General features: G+C 41.5%; 17 protein-coding genes and 1 tRNA gene. 14 read left to right on the forward strand and 4 right to left on the reverse strand.

Annotated elements, in window-relative coordinates; translation table 11 throughout:
- Positions 1-42: 42 nt before the first annotated feature.
- Complete coding sequence (locus tag ACFSVN_RS03880) at positions 43-939, forward strand: TIGR01777 family oxidoreductase (RefSeq protein ID WP_390298902.1); 897 nt, start codon at positions 43-45, stop codon at positions 937-939.
- A 57-nt stretch (positions 940-996) separates the two neighbouring features.
- Here ACFSVN_RS03880 and ACFSVN_RS03885 read toward each other — a convergent pair whose 3' ends face one another.
- On the reverse strand, positions 997-3,627 hold the full coding sequence (locus tag ACFSVN_RS03885; RefSeq protein WP_390298905.1) for a hypothetical protein: 2,631 nt from the start codon (positions 3,625-3,627) through the stop codon (positions 997-999).
- A 106-nt stretch (positions 3,628-3,733) separates the two neighbouring features.
- Between ACFSVN_RS03885 and ACFSVN_RS03890 the strand changes: the two genes are divergently transcribed.
- The 11 genes from ACFSVN_RS03890 (at position 3,734) to ACFSVN_RS03940 (ending at position 16,278) form a co-directional block, all read left to right on the forward strand.
- Positions 3,734-5,836, forward strand: a complete 2,103-nt coding sequence (locus ACFSVN_RS03890) for a BatA domain-containing protein (protein ID WP_390298908.1) — start codon at positions 3,734-3,736, stop codon at positions 5,834-5,836.
- Positions 5,836-6,420 carry a hypothetical protein gene (locus ACFSVN_RS03895; protein ID WP_390298911.1) on the forward strand — a complete coding sequence of 195 codons (585 nt, stop codon included), beginning with the start codon at positions 5,836-5,838 and terminating at the stop codon, positions 6,418-6,420. Before ACFSVN_RS03890 ends, ACFSVN_RS03895 begins: the two co-directional genes overlap by 1 nt.
- A 15-nt stretch (positions 6,421-6,435) precedes the next feature.
- A complete protein-coding gene (gene hflX / locus ACFSVN_RS03900; protein WP_390298914.1) occupies positions 6,436-7,725 on the forward strand; it encodes a GTPase HflX in 1,290 nt (429 codons plus the stop codon).
- Between the two features lie 2 nt (positions 7,726-7,727).
- Complete coding sequence (locus ACFSVN_RS03905) at positions 7,728-8,393, forward strand: CBS domain-containing protein (protein ID WP_390298917.1); 666 nt, start codon at positions 7,728-7,730, stop codon at positions 8,391-8,393.
- 37 nt (positions 8,394-8,430) lie between these two features.
- The gene (locus ACFSVN_RS03910) at positions 8,431-11,427 is read left to right on the forward strand and encodes a tetratricopeptide repeat protein (protein ID WP_390298920.1); all 2,997 of its coding nucleotides are present in this window, start codon (positions 8,431-8,433) and stop codon (positions 11,425-11,427) included.
- Complete coding sequence (aroA, locus tag ACFSVN_RS03915; RefSeq protein ID WP_390298923.1) at positions 11,424-12,716, forward strand: 3-phosphoshikimate 1-carboxyvinyltransferase; 1,293 nt, start codon at positions 11,424-11,426, stop codon at positions 12,714-12,716. Before ACFSVN_RS03910 ends, aroA begins: the two co-directional genes overlap by 4 nt.
- Before the next feature lie 224 nt (positions 12,717-12,940).
- Complete coding sequence (locus ACFSVN_RS03920) at positions 12,941-13,375, forward strand: Hsp20/alpha crystallin family protein (RefSeq protein ID WP_390298926.1); 435 nt, start codon at positions 12,941-12,943, stop codon at positions 13,373-13,375.
- Between the two features lie 161 nt (positions 13,376-13,536).
- On the forward strand, positions 13,537-15,486 hold the full coding sequence (dnaK, locus tag ACFSVN_RS03925) for a molecular chaperone DnaK (protein WP_390298929.1): 1,950 nt from the start codon (positions 13,537-13,539) through the stop codon (positions 15,484-15,486).
- Positions 15,487-15,555: 69 nt separating this feature from the next.
- Positions 15,556-15,792, forward strand: coding sequence for a DUF2188 domain-containing protein (locus ACFSVN_RS03930; protein WP_390298932.1), 237 nt, complete (start codon positions 15,556-15,558; stop codon positions 15,790-15,792).
- Between the two features lie 11 nt (positions 15,793-15,803).
- A tRNA-OTHER gene (locus ACFSVN_RS03935) sits at positions 15,804-15,910 on the forward strand.
- A 20-nt stretch (positions 15,911-15,930) separates the two neighbouring features.
- Entirely contained in the window at positions 15,931-16,278 is a 348-nt protein-coding gene (locus ACFSVN_RS03940) for a hypothetical protein (protein ID WP_390298935.1), read from the forward strand.
- Positions 16,279-16,331: 53 nt separating this feature from the next.
- Here the strand turns inward: ACFSVN_RS03940 and ACFSVN_RS03945 are convergent, their stop codons facing one another.
- Positions 16,332-16,571 carry a helix-turn-helix domain-containing protein gene (locus ACFSVN_RS03945; protein ID WP_390298938.1) on the reverse strand — a complete coding sequence of 80 codons (240 nt, stop codon included), beginning with the start codon at positions 16,569-16,571 and terminating at the stop codon, positions 16,332-16,334.
- 78 nt (positions 16,572-16,649) lie between these two features.
- Between ACFSVN_RS03945 and ACFSVN_RS03950 the strand changes: the two genes are divergently transcribed.
- Positions 16,650-18,500 (forward strand): T9SS type A sorting domain-containing protein, encoded by a 1,851-nt coding sequence (locus tag ACFSVN_RS03950; protein ID WP_390298940.1) that lies wholly within the window; start codon positions 16,650-16,652, stop codon positions 18,498-18,500.
- Between the two features lie 188 nt (positions 18,501-18,688).
- Positions 18,689-19,672, forward strand: a complete 984-nt coding sequence (gene tsaD, locus ACFSVN_RS03955) for a tRNA (adenosine(37)-N6)-threonylcarbamoyltransferase complex transferase subunit TsaD (protein ID WP_390298943.1) — start codon at positions 18,689-18,691, stop codon at positions 19,670-19,672.
- Positions 19,673-19,736: 64 nt separating this feature from the next.
- On the opposite strand, the gene rnhA is transcribed toward tsaD, so the two are convergent.
- The gene (gene rnhA / locus ACFSVN_RS03960) at positions 19,737-20,186 is read right to left on the reverse strand and encodes a ribonuclease HI (protein ID WP_390298946.1); all 450 of its coding nucleotides are present in this window, start codon (positions 20,184-20,186) and stop codon (positions 19,737-19,739) included.
- The gene (pyrF, locus tag ACFSVN_RS03965; RefSeq protein WP_390298949.1) at positions 20,179-21,018 is read right to left on the reverse strand and encodes an orotidine-5'-phosphate decarboxylase; all 840 of its coding nucleotides are present in this window, start codon (positions 21,016-21,018) and stop codon (positions 20,179-20,181) included. The genes rnhA and pyrF overlap by 8 nt, the downstream gene beginning before the upstream one ends.
- Positions 21,019-21,020 lie beyond the last annotated feature (2 nt).

A 21,020-nucleotide genomic window follows, 5' to 3' on the forward strand; every position in this document is an offset into this window, starting at 1 on the left:
TAATTGGTTTACCTTCAAAGTATAGAAAAGAGATTATAGATTATGAATATTCTTATTACAGGCGGAACCGGATTTATTGGTGAAGAGCTTCGAACGTTATTACTCAGAGAAGGACATAATCTGGTGATCATAACAAGAAGTCCCAAGAAATATGAAGATGAGAACGCAAAAAACCAACGTTTTGTCTCTTGGGAAGATGATCTGGTTGCGGAAATGAATGAAGTTCATGCAGTTATTAACCTTGCAGGAGAAAATTTATTTGGGCAGCGATGGACTGATGAAGTAAAGAAGCGAATAATGGATAGTCGTGTTGAATCAACCAGGAAATTGGTTGAGGCTATGAGATCTTCTGAAGTAAAGCCGGAAGTTTTTGTATCAGCATCAGCTTCAGGGATTTATGGAGATCAGGGCGAAACAGTGCTGACGGAAGAAGAAGAGGCCGCGAATGATTTTCTTGCGCAAGTATGTAAATCTTGGGAAAGTGAATCTCAGAAGGCTGCGGAATTTGGAGTTCGTGTAGTGAATCCGAGAATAGGAATTGTTTTGGAAAAGGGAGGAGGTGCCCTTGAAAAAATGATTCCGCCATTTAGTTTCTTTATGGGTGGTCCGATAGGATCTGGTGAGCAGTACATGAGTTGGGTCCATCGTCAAGACCTTTGTGAATCGCTGATCTTCCCTATAACAAATAAGGAATTAAAAGGCCCTTATAATGTATGTGCCCCTACTCCGGTAACAATGAATGAATTCGCAAAGGTTTTGGGGGATGTGATGAGCCGGCCATCTATATTTCGGGTACCTAAATTTGTTTTGGATATAGTCTTGGGAGAAGCTTCTAAACCCGTAACTGACAGTATTCGAATGCAGCCTAAAAAACTACAGGTAGCGGGATTTGAATTTCGCTTTGAGGAGTTGGAAGAAGCCTTAGCAGATATTTTGTGATCAGGTAATAGGTGCCGGAGTTATAGGTCCTTGGTACCTATATTTAAGATCTTATCTTCAATCCTCCTGCTTGATCGTCCAGCACCTTAATCCTTCTCGAGTCTGGGCAATCAATTCTTTTTGTCCATCTCCATTTAGATCCGTGATGATCGGGTATTTCATTCCGGAAGTAGGAAGCCCGAATAAGCGCTCCTCCGTCAGGATCTCCCAGGCAAACAATCGTCCAAATTCAGCCAATGCCAGCAATTCTTGGTTGCGGTCAGAATTAATATCAGCTAACTGTGGAACAAAGGTATTGGAACCGGGTTGGCCAAGGCTTTTGGTATATCTGAGTTTTCCTTCAGTGTTATATAAGAACAGTGACCCATTGGCGCTTTGAGTTATAAAAAGATCCTCCCTGTAAAAGTCAGTAGAATCTTTTAGGAGTACATTCTCTTCAACACGCACTGAGGAAAGCTCACTGTTTGATACATAAAATGACCGTACTGAAATAGAATCCTCTGATATGGTAGTTCCTGCAGAATCGGAAAATAGCGGGTTCATTCCAATTGAATAAAGGTATCCATCAGCGGCGCTTGCTATTATTTGATTTCGATAGATGATGGGGGATCCGGTAAACCGAGCGTTCACAAACTGAGGATATCCGGGACGTGCGTTTCCATTTCTAAGCCAGCTGTGAAGAGCATTCTCAGAAAAAGCCCAAATCGACCAAATATCATCTTTCATTTCAAAAACAGGTTTGGAAGTGACAGTTGTATTTGTGTTTTGAGGCCATCCGCGAACGTTTTCACCCCTGCCATCAAGAACATGTACTTTACGGTCATCCGTAGCTACTACGATCTCTGGAACTCCATTGCGTAGTATATCTTCTACCAAAATCGGAGCGGTAATTTGTTCGTTCATCTCAAGAGGAAACCGGGGGAGCAAGTTACCGTTTTCATTCCAGGCAAAGATCTTTGATCCTGCAGCAAGAAATACAATTTGCTGGTTGTTCCCATACCAATCATATAATTGTGGTCCACCTACGGGAGATAATCCCTCAGTTGAAGTTTGCATGGCAATAGTACCATCTATGGCAAGTCCATATACTCTGCCATCATTTGTAGAAATAATAATTTCTTCTGTGCTGCTTCCAACAATATCGCCAAGAACTGGCTCTCCACTCAGCTCAAAGTTTGATAGTGGAAGCACCCAAAGCTCTTCATAAGGAAGTGATGATCCTTCTTGTGAATAGGTATTCAAGCTAAGGTCAACAGTATTATTTCCGGCTATCATGGTCATAGAGATGATGTCAAATCTGCTAAGTAAGCCGCCTGCAATATTATCAGGCTTTAGTGTTGGGTTGATAAACCTTAGAAATTCAGCAGAGTTGCCCCACACAAATCCGCTTACTTCATCGGGTAAATCATTCCTGATTCCGGAGTATGTCTCATCATAATATACAACACGTCGTCGAATACGATCAGCGTTTACACTTTCAGCGAGTCCTCTTCTCTTGGCAATTACAACTACATCATTTGAAAACGACAAGTAGAAATCCCTCAAACTACTCAATTCAGAACCTATGAGTTCTGCCATGACCCGACTGCTCATTTGATAGGAATTATCAGTTCGATTAACGACCCCTTCTCTCACAAGCTCGTTCAGTTGATTACGAAATCCTGTACGATCATTTAATTTACGCATGAAGAGGAACTCGCCGTTTTCCAATAACCCGGATTCAGGGAAAGCCTCAAAAGCAAACTCGTTGCCAAGTTTGTTAGCCAGTTCCTGGTAAGTATCGAGATCGTTGAGTAACAGGGAGTCTAAAGGGGTAATAATGCCGTCAGAAGGCTCAATAGGAACTGAAGAGGGAGGTAACCTCAGAATTGCAAAACCTGCTGAATTACTGGCTATGTGGCGGTCTAATGTAATCGGAGTATTTTCATAAGAAAAGGCATCAACTAAAACGGAACGGTTATCTTGAAGCTGAATTCGCCCGGATAGGTGAATATTATCGGTGGTGTCTCCAGTTGCGCTTAAGGTAAGAGAGACCGGTTCGGTGCCGGAAAATTTATTCATTATAGCTGGTCTGTGACTCACTAAAGAAAACTGCTCGATCCAGTTATCCAGTTCAGAAGTATTTATTACCAACGTTGAGAAATCAGGATTTTTACTAAGCTTTATAGATGGTGACTTTCCCAGATAACTTCGAATTGAACTTTCGATAAGTAGACTTGATTCAGATAATATCAAATAGTCTCTGACCTGTGCAGCAAAAACATTTTGCCTGTTGAAAAAAAGTTTATGAATGGTGAGCCCGTTAAATTCGTAATTATTCTGAGTAAAAGGTTGATAGAACCGTTGGGCCCATGTTTGTAAATTTTGCTCAGGTAAGTCCGTGATCCATAACAAGCTTGATGAAACCGAAGTAGTAGGGTTCAAAACAAGTGCTTTAACTTGAAGCTGATTGCTAACTTCGGTATCCAATCCCGATATTTGCTGAATGGCAGAAGGGGTGAGGTCATCAAGATATGAGGCGTATTTTTTGTTAACTATATCTTGTACATTCATACCCGGTTCAGGGACAACGATCAGTGTGGTATTTTCCGGAATTAACGCGTGCCAATCCTTATTTGGAACTGATGAACAGTTGGAAAATTGGCCAATGATGAAAAAAGTAATTAAGATCTGAATTAAGCGTTGCATCAATAAGAAAAAATAAGCTGTTTAAGAAATTATACTATAAGGGCTAATTTCCGGAAGATTAAAAGTTCCATTATAAAATATAAAGGTAACATTTTTTGAGCGCTAAATGAGTTTTCTGAATCCAATTTTTTTACTTGCTTTAATTGCGGTGGGATTACCCCTTCTCATTCACTTGTTAAATCTCAGGCGACCGCAGAAGGTAGCATTTTCTACATTAGCATTTTTCAGGGAACTGAAAAATACAACCATCCGGCGTATTCGTATAAAAAAATACCTCCTACTTCTGTTACGTCTGGCCGCTATTGCTTGTCTGGCAATGGTATTGGCACGCCCATTTTTACCTCCGGGATTATCAGGTGGAGGAAGTGCTCAGGCACCCACACTTAACGCCATTTTATTAGACAATAGTATAAGCATGTCCAGAATTGGTACTCAAGGCCCACTTTTTGAATATGGGATAGAGATCATTAATAAGATCGAGGAATCTTCTAAAGATGAAGATCGCTTTATGTTACAATTGACCAATGGTGAGGGCGAATATGGCAGTATAATGAGCCATACAAATATTCAAAGATCACTGGAGAGTGTGGAGGTAAAACCTGCAGGGAATTTCATTGATAAACGGTTACAAGAACTGATCACTTCCGTTAGGGAAACCCCTTATCAAAACAAGAATATTTTCATTATTACCGACGGACAGCTAAGCCAGCTTCAGGGACTCCAGGATCAAGAACTGAATGACATTAAACTCACAGTTATTGATGTAGGTGATGTTGAATTACAGAATACCAAGGTCTCTGAAATCAGCACATCCACAAACATGATTGGTGCAAATATTCCATTTATTCTTAATGTGGAGTTAGCAAATATAGGTGATATAAACGCCGTTAATCAATTTGTCTCTCTCGAGTTTGAGGGTGAAACGGCCGGGCAATATTCCGTAGCCCTTGAACCAAATGAGGAGAAAATATTTACTTTTGAAATCACCCCATCTCAAACCGGTTCTGCAAAGGGAAAGATCGAGATCGAAGGAGATGAATTCCAGCCGGATAACGAATTTTATTTTACTGTTCAGGTTCCTGAAAGCCGTAATATACTTTGGATAAATGATGGGAATCAGAATCCTGAATTTATTTCATATACCGGTACTATGCTTCGTGTGGTCGGTGAGAATGATGCCCAGTTTTCTTATCGGCAAGCAACCGTAGATTTTTTGGAGACCGGAGACCTGAGTGAATTCAACGCAGTACTCATAGATGGAGTTGACAACGTTCCTGAGTATAGCTTTAATCTCTTACAAGATTATGTGCAAAATGGTGGCGGAGTAATATTTTTCCCATCTGAAGATGGAGATCTAAGTAACTATAACAGTCTTTTTTCTCAATTCAACGCCGGAAGGTTTGGGGGCATTCAAGGGGAATATGCTTCTTTCAGGACGGTGGCTTCAGCAGACGAGCTACTTCAAGATCACCCGGCATTTACGGGTATGTTTGAGCAAGATGACAATGAAGAACTTCGTTTTACAACACCTGACATCTATTACTATTTGAAGCTATTGAAGCCAAACTCAGGAACAGGATTCGACTTAATGACTATGAATAATGGGGATGTTCTGTTGTATGAAAAAAGATTTGGAGAAGGTTCACTTACAATATCAGCTATAGGCAATGATCCCGGATGGTCAAATTTCTCAGTTAAGCCGCTTTTTGCCCCACTCTATTACAGGCTTTTATTGTATTCCGCATCATCTGATCAGGGTGGGTTTGCAGCTCATAAATTGGGAGATGCATTTAGCTGGCGGGGAAATATTGACAGTGAAGAAGCCGTTATTGAAATAGGTGAAGATGTCATCAAGCCAACAGTTGATGTCGTGCCATCAGGAATCAGGTTGAGCTATCCTGCGGAAGAATGGCAACCGGGGTGGATAACCATAAAAGATGAAACCAACAGTTATATAATCTCATCAAACCTAAGCCCCGATGAATCTGATTTTACCTCTATAAATGAAGAACAATTTGAGAACTTGATGGAAGAAGCAGACCCAATGTGGGTTGCAGCCGGAGAACTTGGAGAGCAGGAGTTACAGGAGGAGATCATGGCTTCCGGTTTTGGCAGAGAAATATGGAGCTGGTTTATGTTAGCAGGCTTGTTATTTTTAGTTACGGAATCTTTGGTGTCCATGTGGTATAAAGCGGAAACAGTGAGTTAATGGAAGAATTCTTATCGATATTTTTTAGAGGAGTTATTGTGATGTTCATCATCGCATCTACCTTACTTGCCGGTTATTCATTGCAGAATAAATTCAGGCTTAGAACAGTGCGTATGAGCTGGAGGGCGGGCAAGCTGAAGGGGTATCCGCTTTTTGCAACAGTTTTTATTGGAGTGATAATGAGCCTGTCAGCTATAGTCTTACTTACCGGAGATGTATCCCGATATCCCATTTTTGCAGCCTATATATGGATCGGCAGCATGTGGTTTATAGCAAGTTACCTGGCATCAAAGTATTACATAACCGATTATGGGATCGTTAAGAATATCAACGAGCCTTCCCAAACAATTCCTTGGTTTCAGATCCTTGATTATGTAGAGTATCCCAAAAAAGATGGTGTAGAATACCTTTTCAATTATTCAGAAATGGACAAAACCCTATCTGAAGGGTATAAGCAGCTGAAATTATTCGTCCCACAGAAGAGATATAAGACAGTAAAAAAAATTGTATCTTTAAAGCTGGGAAATAAGTTTGAAGGACAATCTATCCCAGATATCGACCTCAAGAGAATTCAAGAAGATTAATTAAGGTTTACCCATTTGTTAGACGACGTAAAAAATTCCGATATAGAACGAGAACGAGTTGTATTGGTAGGGCTTTACGGCCCTGAAACGACACGTTTTCAGGCTGAAGAATATTTAGAAGAGCTTGCCCTGTTGGCAGATACCGCCGGAGGGATCACAGTTGAAAAGATCCTTCAGAATAAAACACACCCTGATCCATCTACTTACATAGGTAAAGGTAAGCTGAATGAGCTGAAGCGGATCATGGAAGAAAAGAATATTGATACGGTTATATTTGACGATGACCTCTCGCCGACTCAGCTTCGAAATATTGAAAAAGGCACAGACTCCAAAGTACTGGACCGAAGTTCATTGATCCTGGATATTTTTGCATCTCGTGCCAAAACAGCTGCGGCCAAAACTCAGGTTGAGTTAGCTCAGTTGCAATATTTATTACCTCGTCTTACCCGATACTGGACTCACCTTTCCCGACAGAAAGGGGGAATTGGAACGAAAGGTCCCGGTGAAACACAGATTGAGACGGATAGAAGACTCATTGGCCGGCGTATTGCGCTATTAAAGGATAAGCTGGAAAAGCTAAGTAAGCAGCGCACCACTCAGCGGAAAGGCCGGGAAGGTATGAATCGAATTTCATTGGTTGGATATACCAACGCCGGTAAGTCAACATTGATGAATGCACTTACAGAATCCGGGGTTTTTGCAGAAGACCGGCTTTTTGCTACACTGGATTCAACTGTCCGGCGCCACGAAATGGAAAATCACTCAATATTACTTTCGGATACCGTAGGGTTCATCCGAAAACTTCCTCATAATCTGGTAGAGAGTTTTAAGTCTACTTTAGATGAAGTTCGGGAAGCTGATATATTATTACATGTGGTTGATGCTTCTTCAAAAATGGCACATGAGTATATTGAGGTAGTTGAAGAAACACTCAAAGAGATAGAAGCCACGAACAAAAGAACGATTTTAGTATTCAATAAAGTTGATAAGATGAGCGCGGATCAGGTTTCAGAAATGAAGCGTGCATATCCAAATGCCGTCTTTGTCTCAGCAGAGCAACGAATAGGCTTAAAAGAGCTTGAGAAAAGTATTGAAGACATGATCGAGCTGGAATATAGTCGCCATACGATGCAAATTCCGGTTTCAAAATACAAAGCAGTTGCTTTTATTCATGAAAACGCAACAGTAGAAGAAGAATCCTACGAAGGAACGGATGTGGAGCTAACTTTTCACATAGCAAAAAAAGATTTTAAGCAATTATCCCATTTGTTAGATACTATTGGGACTAATGGCGAAGTTGTATAACTATGCTAGTAAAAGAAATCATAAATACCGAAATATCTCCGCTTAAATTGACGGATACCGTAGCTACGGCCTTGATGAAGATCGAACTGTTGCACACTACTAAGTTTTGTGTAGTTGATGAGTCAGGAAAGATAGTAGGTATGGCTGCGCTCGAAAAACTGATCGAAGTGATCGATGAGAATTCTCAATTATCAGAGATCGAGCTTGAAGAACCTCTTTATGTACCTCAGGACCAACACTTGTTTGAGGCCTCAAGAGTAATGCTTGCTAAAGAATTATATCTAATGCCTGTTGTTGATAATGAGATGGTATTTCAAGGCATGATCAAGAAACGCAGCGTACTTACTGCTTTGGGTGATGTATTCAATCTCTCAACTTTTGGTTCTGTTATTGCTGTTGAGTTAAGCCAGGCTGATTTTACTTTATCAGATCTTGTTCGCATCATTGAGATGGAGGGGGCTAAAATATTAGGTGTAGCCGTGCAGCAGCCAAGGGCTGAAAATCCTTCCTACCGTATTTCGTTTAAATTGAATTTGGAAGATTCCTCAGTTGTAAGTGCAGGTTTGAAGCGATTCGGTTATACGGTGGTCTCAGAAGCTAACAGCGAAGTGCTGGAGCATAATTTTTCTGATCGTGCTGATGAACTTATTCGCTATCTTGACATATAAGAAGTAACTATTAACCCCTTTTATCCACTCGAGTTTCATGCTCTCCGTTCCAAAAAGCAGCTTTCTTTCATTTCTATGTGCATTTTTTATAGTGAATTTGGTATCTGCCCAGGATATTCAATCACCCTCAACCCAATTATATGAGTTGGGAATAACATTATATGATAACGGCTTTTTTGAGGAAGCTGCACAAAATTTTGAAGAATTTAGCACCACCTATCCCGATCATGATCTGCGTATTTCTTCTGATTTCTACCTGACGAGAGCTAAAACCGGAATGGACTCAACAAGCATTGAATCCTATTATCAAAAGTTTGTTCAAAGGTATCCGGGAAGTGAACTTTCGGAGGTATTGCTCAGAGACTTGGGGCATCGGTTTACAGCTACCGGAGATTACGAATCCGCCATCACTTATTATGAGCAGGCGATGGATTCCTGGATGAGCGATAAACATGCTGCTCAAACACAGTATTGGATAGCTGAAGCTGCTGCTGAAAATGGTGACTACTCTGATGCACGTGTCTTTTTTATGGATGTAGCAAATAATTACCCCCGCTCAGAGTGGGCTCCAAAAGCCTTGTATGCCAGAGGACGACTTTATCTAAGCCAACAACAATACAATGCAGCTTCTTCAGCATTTGAAGTATTACGAGAACGATTTCCCAACAATGCGATCACCCGAAGAGTAGGTACCGCTCTTGGTGAGTCTTATTATCAACAGGGGAAATACGAAGAGGCGATCGAAACTTTACAGTCAGCCCTGCCTTATCTGGATGAAGAATCTACCATAAAAGCGGTATTCCTGATAGCGGAAAGCCAGAATTATTTAGGGGATTACGGAGAAGCTTCAAAATCATACCTTCGCTATATAAACCTGACTAAAGGCACTCCTGAAGAGCGAATTGCTCACTATGGATTGGGATGGGTGTATCACAAGCAAGAGATCTATCACTGGGCGGCAGAATCTTTTGGAAGGGCTTCGGTTGGAGATGATGAGATCGCCAGAAAGGCTCAATATTATAAGGCTGTCAACGAGAAATTAGGTTCACAATATGGGAAGTCTCTGAATTCGTTTCGTGATTTTGGAGATCGTTTCAAGACCGGACTTTGGGTGGAAGAAGCCTATTACGAGTGGTCGGTTTCAGCATTCGAGGCATCTCGTTATGATGAGTCTGTTGAAGTATTACTAGGCCTGGTTCGAAGTGATACCGAGCTAAAAGATCCGGGTAAGATCTACACCATGCTTGGAGAAGCTTTTTTTGCAAATGCTGAATATACAAGAGCTATTCAGGCATTTGAAGAAGCAGAAGCGGCCGGGAACATTGATCCGGCCTTGAAACGACAAGCCCGATTTCAAAAGGCTTGGATCTTATACCGAAATCAGGCATATGAACAAGCACAGCCTATTTTTGAAGCGGTATATGCTGAGGCACCTAATTCTGATGTAGGGAGGGAAGCCCTGTTTTGGAGTGCCGATAGTCATTATAAAATGCGTCAATACAGTGATGCTGCAAGGCGTTTTAAAATTTATACAGATAATTACTCTAATAGTGATATGATGGGGGCAGCCCTATATTCTTTGGGCTGGAGTTATTTTGAAATGGGTAATTATCAACAAGCGGTAGGTCCTTTGGAAGATTTTCTTGAAAATTATGAACCTCCTGAAACGGCCTTGTTCCCTTATGATACTGATACCCAGCTTCGCATAGGAGATGCTCACTACGCTATTGGAAACTATAGGGAAGCTATTGAGAGCTATAACAAGGCAATTGGTGCTGAACCTGGGGGAGATTATGCTATGTTCCAGGTGGCAAACAGCTACTACAGAGCAGGCCGCACCTTTGATGCTGTTTCCAATTTTCGTAAAACTTTGCGCATCTATCCATTCAGTCGTTTACGGGAACAAGCCCAATATAACATTGCTTATATCTATCTGAATACCAACAATTATTCGCAGGCAGTGGAAGAATTTCAGACTGTGATCAATAAATATCCGGGTACTGACTGGGCAGCCCGTTCTCAATATAACATCGGTGATGCCTACTACAACGCCGGAGAATATGACCGTGCGATATCGGCTTACCAGCAAGTGTTGGATGAATATCCACGTAGTGATTATATCATAGAAGCGATAAATGGGATTCAGTATGCACAACTTTCTGCGGGTCGCTCCGACAGCAGTTCGGTGATCCTGGAAGAATTTCTTAGTGATAATCCAACCAGTGCGACGGCCGATCAGTTACGTTATCGTCAGGCATTGAATGTATTTCAGTCCGGAGATTATGAAAATGCAGTTAATGAATTCAGACAGTATCTGCGGGTTACCAATTCCGAAAGCCGGATTCCCGAAGCATACTCAAATTTGGCAGAGTCATATCGCCAGCTCGATCAGGTTGGTAATGCAATTGAGGCATATCGTACCATTGTGGAAGAATTCCCTGAGGATGATCTCGCATCTTCCGCGCTGACTTCTTTAGGTTCACTAAATTATGAGAGAGGAGATTTTGCAGCTTCATATTCCAATTATGCCCAGCTTCTGGAAACAGCTCCAAGATATCGGCAGGAAGCTTACGTTGGGATGGGTAATGCCAGTCTGGCTCAGAATAACATTGACCGTGCAAGGGAAGAATATGGTTCTGCATTGGAGGTGAATTCCGGAAGTCAGCCAGCTAAAGTGGGACTTGGTAAGATCGCTATTGCCGAAGAAAATTATGAAAGGGCAGAAGAACTGTTACAACCGATAGCTGATGAAAGTACTACAGAAGTTGGAGCAGAGGCTCAGTATTACCTTGGCAAGATCTTACAAGAACAAGGGCAGTTCAATGCTGCCATTGAAGAGTATGCAAAAGTTAAAGTGCTGTTTGAAGCCTTTGATGAGTGGGTATCTGAATCTATGTATAACAGCGCTGAGTGCCACATAAGGCTAGGTAATCGGGGAGAAGCAATGACCATACTGAACTCCATTATTATGACATATCCGGATACTGAAGCAGAACGTAAAGCTCAGGACTTACTCAACAGAACGGAGTCATGATAAAAAAAATAGTTCCTGCCAGTTCTCTGAAGGGGGAGGTCATACTTCCGCCCGACAAATCTATTTCTCAACGTGCAGCTATTTTTTCATTGTTGTATGATGGAATTTCTGAAGTAGGAAATTATTCATCAGCTCAAGACCCTCAAAGTACCCTGAACTGTGTACAGCAATTGGGTGCAGTGGTTCAGGAGAGGGATGGAAAATTGGTTATCAAGGGAACCGGGCGAAAACAATTAAAGACACCTGAAAAAGACCTGGATTGTGGTAATTCAGGAACTGCTATGCGCTTGTTGTCGGGTGTACTTGTTGGAGCCGGCATTTCCACCAAATTAGTGGGAGATGCTTCCCTCAGTGGACGTACGATGACACGAATCATCAACCCGCTGGAGCAAATGGGGGCGCATATTTTAGCAAGGAATTTGGCGTATGCACCACTTTTTATAAATCGGAATGAGCCGCTGAAGCCGCTAAAGTTTGACCTTCCTATTCCAAGTGCACAGTTGAAGTCCTGTATTCTTTTGGCAGGATTGTTTGGGGAAGAAATGACACAAGTGATCGAAATCCTCCCAAGTCGCGACCATACCGAACGGTTGTTGAATCTTGATCAGAAATTAGTACAAGGAAGAAAGATCATTTCTGCAAGTTTGTCGGATGAGATACCTGAACAAAGCTACACCATCCCCGGTGATTTCTCGGCAGCCGCATTCTGGCTGGTGGCCGGCGCCATTCAGAAAGATGCTGAATTATTGATCAGCAATGTAGGATTGAATCCAACAAGAAATGCACTCTTGGACATTCTGGGTGAAATGGGAGCCGATATTACCATCGAAAATGAACGTATGGAAGGAGCCGAGCCGGCCGGAGATATTATTGTGAAAGGCTCTGATCTGAAAGCAGTGGATATTGACCCCAAGATGATCCCCAACTGCATCGATGAACTGCCTATCCTTGCCGTGGCTATGCTATTTGCAGAAGGAACTTCCACTATTTCCGGTGCTGAAGAACTCCGACACAAAGAAACCGACCGCATCATGGCAATTTCCAAAATGCTAAAAGCCGTCGAATCCAGTTTCGAAGAAAAGGAAGACGGCCTCATCATCCATGGCGATCCGGAATTCGCTTTTCAGTCTGCTGAATTCGAATCCTTCCATGATCATAGAATTGCCATGGCATCAGCGGTTTTATCTTTAAAAGGAATAAAAGAGAGCTCCATCAAAGATGCGGAATCTGCTTCGGTTTCCTATCCAACTTTTTGGAAAGATCTCGATAAGTTGAGAGTTGAAAGTTGATAGGGTGATAGGGTGATAGGGTGATAGAGTTCGTTCGTAAGAACCCCACCCTATCAACTTTCAACTCTCAAAACCCTTCTGAGTTAGATATTCCTTGTTCAATGTCCGATGTTCCACAGGCTTCCTGACAATACGTCGGTCAATACGTCAGTTTTCTACCCCCCATCCGTAATTGGCATTGGTATTGCTTATCTAAAAGTGAATTTGAATAAACCAATACGCACATGGGAGATTTTACAGAATTTGGTATCGAAATTGAGCGGCACCTATCCAAGCTGGGGAAAGACATTCAGCAGTTTGTAGAAAAAGTGGTGCCATTGGCCAATGAAGACAAGGATTTTGCTCCCGATTGTGATATCCTGGAAAGTGAAGAGGAATTCAAGATCCTGCTCGATCTTCCCGGATTATCAAAAAAAGAGATCGGGATCTCACTGAAGAATAATGTGCTTACGGTGAAAGGTGAACGTGAAGTTGAAGCCGGAGACGGTGAGGAGTTTAAACGACAGGAAAGACGACGCGGTGCTTTTGCCCGTGCGTTTGCCGTTCCTCAAAATGTAAATGCGGCTGAAGTGTCAGCCAGTTTCAGAAATGGTGTACTCACGATCGCCATGCCCAAATCGGAGGCGTTAAAGGACTCACAGTCCATTCCGGTTAAATAGTTTATTGATGAAGTGATGAGTGATAAAGTAAATCGATAGTAGAATTTAGTCTACTTCATCACTTTCTCACTTCATCACTAACAAATGAAGAAATTGATTTTTGAAATAAAATCGTATCAAAAGAATATTTATAACAGTTAAAAGTAAAACAGAACAGACCAATGGGAAAAATCATAGGAATTGACTTAGGAACTACCAACTCATGCGTTGCCGTAATGGAAGGTAATGAACCGGTGGTAATCCAAAATAGTGAGGGTGGGAGAACTACTCCTTCTGTTGTGGCTTTCACCAAAGACGGTGAACGGCTGGTAGGTGCACCTGCAAAACGTCAGGCTATCACCAATCCGGATAAGACCGTGGCATCCGTGAAGCGTTTCATGGGCCGCATGTTTGACGAAGTGAAAGATGAAACCAAGCAGGTTTCTTATAAAGTGGTGAAGGGCGACGATAACACGGCACGTGTTCAGATCGAAGACCGTAAATATGCACCACAGGAAATTTCAGCAATGGTACTTCAGAAAATGAAGCAAACCGCTGAAGAATATCTGGGAGAGAAAGTAACGGAAGCTGTTATTACAGTTCCCGCCTACTTCAACGATGCCCAGCGTAAGGCAACACAGGAAGCCGGTAAAATTGCCGGACTGGAAGTGAAGCGTATCATCAACGAGCCGACCGCTGCTTCTTTGGCATACGGATTGGATAAGAAAGATCAGGATCAAACCATCGCAGTATATGACCTCGGTGGTGGTACTTTTGATGTTTCTATTCTTGAACTCGGTGACGGTGTATTTGAAGTGAAATCAACTAATGGTGATACCCACCTTGGTGGTGATGACTTTGATCAGCGCATCATTGACTTCCTGGCAGATGAATTTAAGAAAGATGAAGGCATTGATCTTCGCAAAGATCCAATGGCGATGCAGCGACTGAAAGATGCTGCTGAGAAAGCTAAGATCGAGCTGTCAAGTTCACAAAAAACCAATATCAACCTGCCTTTTGTGACGGCTACCGACTCAGGACCAAAACACCTGAACATCGATTTGAGCCGCGCCAAATTTGAGCAACTTGTTGATGACCTTGTAAAACGGTCTATCGATCCTTGTAAAAAAGCCCTTGATGATGCCGGCTTGAGTAAGTCTGACATTGATCAGGTAATTCTTGTGGGTGGTTCAACCCGAATTCCAAAAATTCAGGAAGAAGTAAAAGCTTTCTTTGGCAAAGACCCAAGCAAAGGTGTAAATCCTGATGAAGTGGTTGCTGTAGGTGCTGCTATTCAGGGTGGTGTCATGTCAGGAGATGTAGAAGATGTTGTTCTTCTTGACGTAACACCGCTTACTCTGGGTATTGAAACGATGGGTGGCGTGATGACTCCATTGATCGAGTCTAACAGCACGATTCCAACCAGCAAGTCACAGACATTCTCTACCGCAGCTGATAATCAGTCCAGCGTAGAAATTCATGTACTGCAGGGTGAACGGGCTAAAGCTCAGGATAACAGAACGCTTGGCCGTTTCCACTTAGATGGAATTCCACCGGCTCCACGAGGAGTGCCTCAGATCGAAGTAACATTCGATATTGACGCAAACGGTGTCTTGAATATCAAAGCGAAAGACAAAGGAACCGGAAAAGAGCAGAGTATTCGCATCGAATCTTCTTCTGGACTATCCGAAGAGGAAATCGAAAAAATGAAGAAAGCTGCCGAAGAACACGCAGAAGAAGACAAGCAGGTCAAAGAGCGTGTGGAGAAAATGAATCAGGCCGACAGTCTGATGTTCTCTACCAAGAAGCAGCTTGATGAATACGGTGACAAGATCTCCGATGATAATAAGAAAGCGATCGAAGAGGCTATTGAAACCCTTGAGAAAGCTCATAAAGAAGAAAACATGGAAGAGATCGATGCAGCTATAGAAGCTGTAAATCAGGCTTGGTCTGGTGCTTCTGAAGAGATCTACAAAGCGACTCAGGAAGAAGCTGCTGCAGGCGGAGCCGCTGGTGCTGATGGTGCCGGCGCAAGCGCTGAAGGTGAAGCTGCTTCCGGTGACGGCGAAGACAGCGGCGACGATGCCGTTGATGCCGACTATGAAGTAGTTGATGATGACGAGAAAAAGTAATAAAAAATTAAAAGCCATCACCAACCGGTGATGGCTTTTTAATTTTTAAAATATAAGAGTGAAAAAGACATGAGTAAACCACAAGATAGAACAGTATACAAACGAGATGATGGAAAATGGGTTAATAAAAGAAATGATGCTTCAAAAGGATCTATTCATAATACCCAGTCTGATGCTGCTGCCCAAGCCAGAAAAAATTTAAAAAATCAAGGTGGTGGAGAATTAATAATTAAGGGCTTGAATGGTAAAATTAGAGATAAAGATACAATTAGCCCTGGTAACGAACCCAGAAGCATAAAGGGATAGTTCTAAAAATTGGGAGCATGGTGGAATGGTAGACACGAAGCTTTTGCTCAGAGATTTTAGGATTTCTGAACAAAGCTTTGACTAAACAGTCGTAAGGGTTCGAATCCCTTTGCTCCTACAATTAATCAATAAATAAAAGTGGAGGTAGTTTTGGGTAAAATAATATGCAGTGGTACAGTAAACTTAAAATGCAATGAATGCGATGCAACTATAAAACAAGATGCAGCCTTACTAAATTGGGAGGTAGAAGATTCTGAAAGGGGAGAAATGGATACAAGGCTATGGCATGGTAGTGAAGAATTAACATTAGCATGTCCAGAATGCAATAATGATATAGGTATTAGATTCACACTAATAGAATATCCGGAGGGAGTGCAGGAGGGTGAACTTAGTTCTGAAGTAAATGGTGGAGAATTGATTGGGGAACTTGATTATCAAATCATAGTGGAGGAACCTCCAGAAAATAAAGAGCAAAAATTTAGCTAGAAACTTTATTAAATATAAAAACTATAAATCCCGACTAATGAAGTCGGGATTTTTTATTTATTTAAATCAATCTCGATTCTTTTAACTAGTTCAGAAGCGGACATCCCAAATGCACCTGCAATTTTGATAAGAACAGGAAGAGAGGGGAGTCGTTTTCGTCGCTCAATTTTATCAATCATACTTCGGGATAAGTCAGCCTCAGCAGCCAAGTACTCTTGAGAAAAGTTCCTCTCCTCCCTTAATTTCCTGAGTACAATAGCAACTGCGTTTAATAATTGTGCATCTGATTCCATGGAAAAAAGATGCGTGTATTAGTTATTTGCTATTGCGTACTAATGTGTGCAAATTTAATTGTAAATTAAGGCCTGTATTTGTCTATACTTGGTGATAAGAATGAACTTAAAAAGAGAATTATGCTGAAAAGAATTATACTCTTGGGGCTTTTGATTACCGTATTTGGAACCGCTAATAGTATTGCACAATTTGCCGGGGGGAGTGGAACAGAAGAAGATCCTTATCAAATTTCTACCGTGGAGCAGCTGCAAGAAATAAAATATTATTTAAGTAGCAATTTCATATTGATAAATGATATTGATGCTAGTATAACTAGTACTTGGAACGATAGCACAGGATTTGAGACAATTGGTGACTCTGATTTTAACTTCACGGGTAGTCTTGATGGGGGTAATTATACAATAGATAGCCTCTTTATTAAGAGAGGTATAAGTTCTGAAACAAATTATTATGCAGGATTATTTCGCGTTATTGTAGGGGCAACTATCCGTAATTTAAATATTTCAAATATTAGAGTATCAGGATCGAGTTATGTGGGGGGAGTTGTTGGAACAATGCATAGCTCTAAAATTTCAAACGTAACTCTTTCAGGTGTAATTAAAGCCGAAAGTTATATTGTTGGTGCTATTGCTGGGCGAATATCAACTAATAGCTTAATAGAAAACGTAGAAGTTAATGCTGAGGTAGATGGGGTAAATGAAGTTGGTGGTATAGTAGGTGAAAATAGAAGTGGCTCTTTAATAAATGTTCATATGAATGGACATGTTAAAGGTATTTCTACAATTGGCGGTTTGGTTGGGATTAATGGTTTAACTAACTATGGATCAGATAATGCGGTTATAAAAAATTCATCATCTAGTGCTACAGTAATAGTTGATAGTGCTAGTTTCGGTAATATTACCGGTGGACTTGTAGGTCTTAATAATAGATTTGGAGTTATTGATAGTTCTAGTTCAAGCAGTGAAATATATGCATTTAGTCAAGTTGGGGGATTAGCAGGGACAAATTCTGGGGAAATTTATAATTCTATGTATAATGGAATCTTGAATGCCGAAAGTTCAGAGATTGGGGGTATTGCTGGGCTTAATTCTGGTTATGGCGTAATTGAAAGCTCTAAATCATTAAGTACAATAAATGGTATCAATTATGTTGGAGGTTTAGTAGGGACTAATACATCCATTATTCGTAAGTCATATTCAAAAAGTATTGTAACTGGAATTGACAAAGTAGGTGGTATAGTTGGATATAATTACACTGAAGATAGTTCAATTCATGACGTATATGCTCTGGGTCAAGTAGCAGGTAATACTGAGGTTGGAGGTGCAATAGGCGTTAATGCAGAATTTATTGAGATATCTAATGCTTTTATTTCCGTAAGTGTAGAAGGAGAAGAGGATTTTGGCGCATTTGCAGGGGTAAATTCTGGTTCGATTTCAGGAAGTTATTGGAATGAAGACTCAAGCTCAGTAAATCGCCCTGTAGGAAGGGGATATTACGATGGAATAAATAGATTAAATACGAATGAAATGACAGGAACTTCTGCAAGCCAGAATATGGTAGAATTTGATTTTACAAATATTTGGAAAGTAACTGAAGAGTTTCCTGCATTACAATGGGAAGAGGTTGAAGGAATTCCTACAAGTATTGAAAAATCAGAAGCAATTAACGATTATAGATTATTACAAAACTATCCCAATCCCTTCAATCCAACTACCCAAATTCGCTATGGAATACCTCAGGCAGCAGAAGTAGAGCTTACCATATTTAATATGCTTGGGCAAAAAGTGGTCACCTTGGTCAACCAAAAACAATCTGCCGGTTGGCACACTGCTACTTTTGATGCTTCCGGTCTTTCAAGTGGTTTCTATATTTACCGTATTCAGGCAGGCGAGTTTGTGAGTACGAAGAAGCTGATGTTGATTAAGTAGAAAGTTAAAGTTGATTATCCATCTGACGGATAGCCCGTCTGATGGATTGGTGTAATTTAGTTTATCAGTCTCAAAAAACGGTCAGACGGACTCTTAGCCGTCAGACCGCTACAGAGCTCATCAGATGTCTGCTTCAACCACGTTCCATTCCTCATGTCTTTTAAGCCCAACATTTGTATCTTTGAAGCATGAATATTTTAGCCATCGAATCATCCTGTGACGATACCTCTGCGGCGGTTTTCACGGATCAGGGCATCCAATCAAATATTATCTCTTCTCAGTCGGTACACCTGCAATTTGGCGGGGTGGTGCCGGAGTTGGCTTCAAGAGCGCATCAAAAAACTATCACTCAAACGGTACAGCAGGCACTTGAAGAGGGGAGTATCTCTTTGGATGAAATTGAAGCGATCGCGGTGACCCAGGGACCGGGGCTGCTCGGTTCGTTATTGGTAGGGATTTGTTTTGCCAAAGGATTGGCTCTTTCCCGCAATATTCCTCTTATTGGGGTGAACCATATGGATGCGCATATTTATGCAAATTTCATTGATCACCAACCTGAATTTCCGCTGATCGCACTTACTGTTTCCGGTGGACATACCCAACTCGTACACGTTACATCCCCCTTTGAACATGAGGTTATAGGTAAGACCCGAGACGACGCTGCAGGGGAAGCATTTGATAAGATCGGTAAGTTGCTGGGTTTGCCGTATCCTGCAGGCCCGCATATGGATAAGCTTGCTAAAGACGGTGATCCGAAATTCCATAAATTTCCGCAGGCTCTTCTGCAGGAAGGACTCGATTTTAGTTTCTCAGGATTAAAAACCAGTGTATTGTATTATTTGCAGGATAAAGAGGAAGATTGGATCCAGGAACACCTAAATGATATTTGTGCAAGTGTGTCTTTTGCGATATCGGAAGTATTGGTGAAGAAATTGAAACGAGCGATTAAACAAACCGGAGTAAGAACCGTGTTGCTGGCCGGAGGAGTTTCAGCCAATTCAATGCTGCGGGAGAAAAGCCAAAAGATGACCGATGAATTGGGCATTCAGCTTTATTCCCCAAAAATTAGCTATTGTACCGATAATGCCGCCATGATCGCCATTACCGGGAAAATGAAAGCCGACCTGGGACAATTTGATGATTTGGATATGGTGCCTTTTTCCTCCTTGTAAGGAATTAAAGATTCAAAATTAAAAATGAAAAATTGGTACAGAACCAATTCTAAATTTTGAATTTTTAATTTTGAATTCGCTGCGAAGCTGCGACTGCCAGTTGATCTGCCCGTTCATTCAATACGATGCCGGAATGTCCTTTTACCTTCACCCATACTACTTCATGGGGCTTCATAGCTTCAAGCATATCTTGCCAAAGTTCTTTGTTTTCAACGGGTTTTTTATCAGATTTTCTCCAGCCTTTCTTTTGCCAGTTATCGATCCAGCCTTTGGTGAATGCATTTATGATAAGGGCACTGTCACTGTGAATTTTAACCACACAGGGTTTCTTGAGTGCTTTCAAAGCTTCGATCACCGCCTGCATCTCCATCCGGTTATTGGTGGTTTGGGAATCTCCACCTGATAGTTCCTTTTCCTTTCCATTCCATTTAAGGATGGCTCCCCACCCGCCCGGACCGGGATTTCCACTACAGGCTCCATCGGTATAAACAATAACTTCAGGTTTATTAGACATATTGATGACTGATCTGGTTCAATTTCTGTTTCATGGATTTAGCAGCATCGGCTACATATTCAGGCCAATCACCCTCATCTTTTCCGGCATAGATGATTCCGCGGCTGGAGTTGATCAATGGGATTCCCTTGTGATCTTTTAGTGCTTTCGATAGTTCTGATAGTGAACCTCCCTGAGCACCGATACCCGGAATTAACAATGCACCTTCAGTGTGGTAGGATAAAACGGATTCGGCTTCTTCAGCTTGGGTAGCACCGATCACCATTCCCAGGTGAGAGCTGGAAGATGAAGACCTTTTACTCAATTGTTTAGCTATAAATTGACTCATCATATCAAAACCTGAAAATGGCTGCTTCAAAAAATCAGCGGCTCCGGGATTGGAAGTAAGTGTAAGCACGTAAATTCCTTTTGTCTCATCTTTGGAGAATGCCTCCAGTGTATCAAAACCCATGAGAGGGTTCAGTGTGATAGCATCAACATTAAAACTATCCCAGAAGGCTTTTTTGTAATGCTCTGCCGTAGAACTTATATCTCCGCGTTTTGCATCGGCTATGATGATTTTATCATCCGGAATATGGCGGATTATTTCTTCTAAAACTGAAAGCCCATTTGATCCCAATGCCTCAAAAAAAGCAAGATTGGGTTTGAAAGCTGCACAATATTCGGAAGTGTAATCGATCACAAGTTTACAGAAATAGGTCACTTGTTCTTCGGGCGTATCAAATTGGTCTTTGACCGGCAGGGGAAGCAGATCGAGATTGGGATCTAAACCTACACATAATGTTGACCCGGTTCGGGATACCGATTTTTTTAGTTTTTGGAGAAATGTCATAG

The sequence above is a fragment of the Gracilimonas halophila genome (assembly GCF_042684365.1).
Classification (GTDB): domain Bacteria; phylum Bacteroidota; class Rhodothermia; order Balneolales; family Balneolaceae; genus Gracilimonas; species Gracilimonas halophila.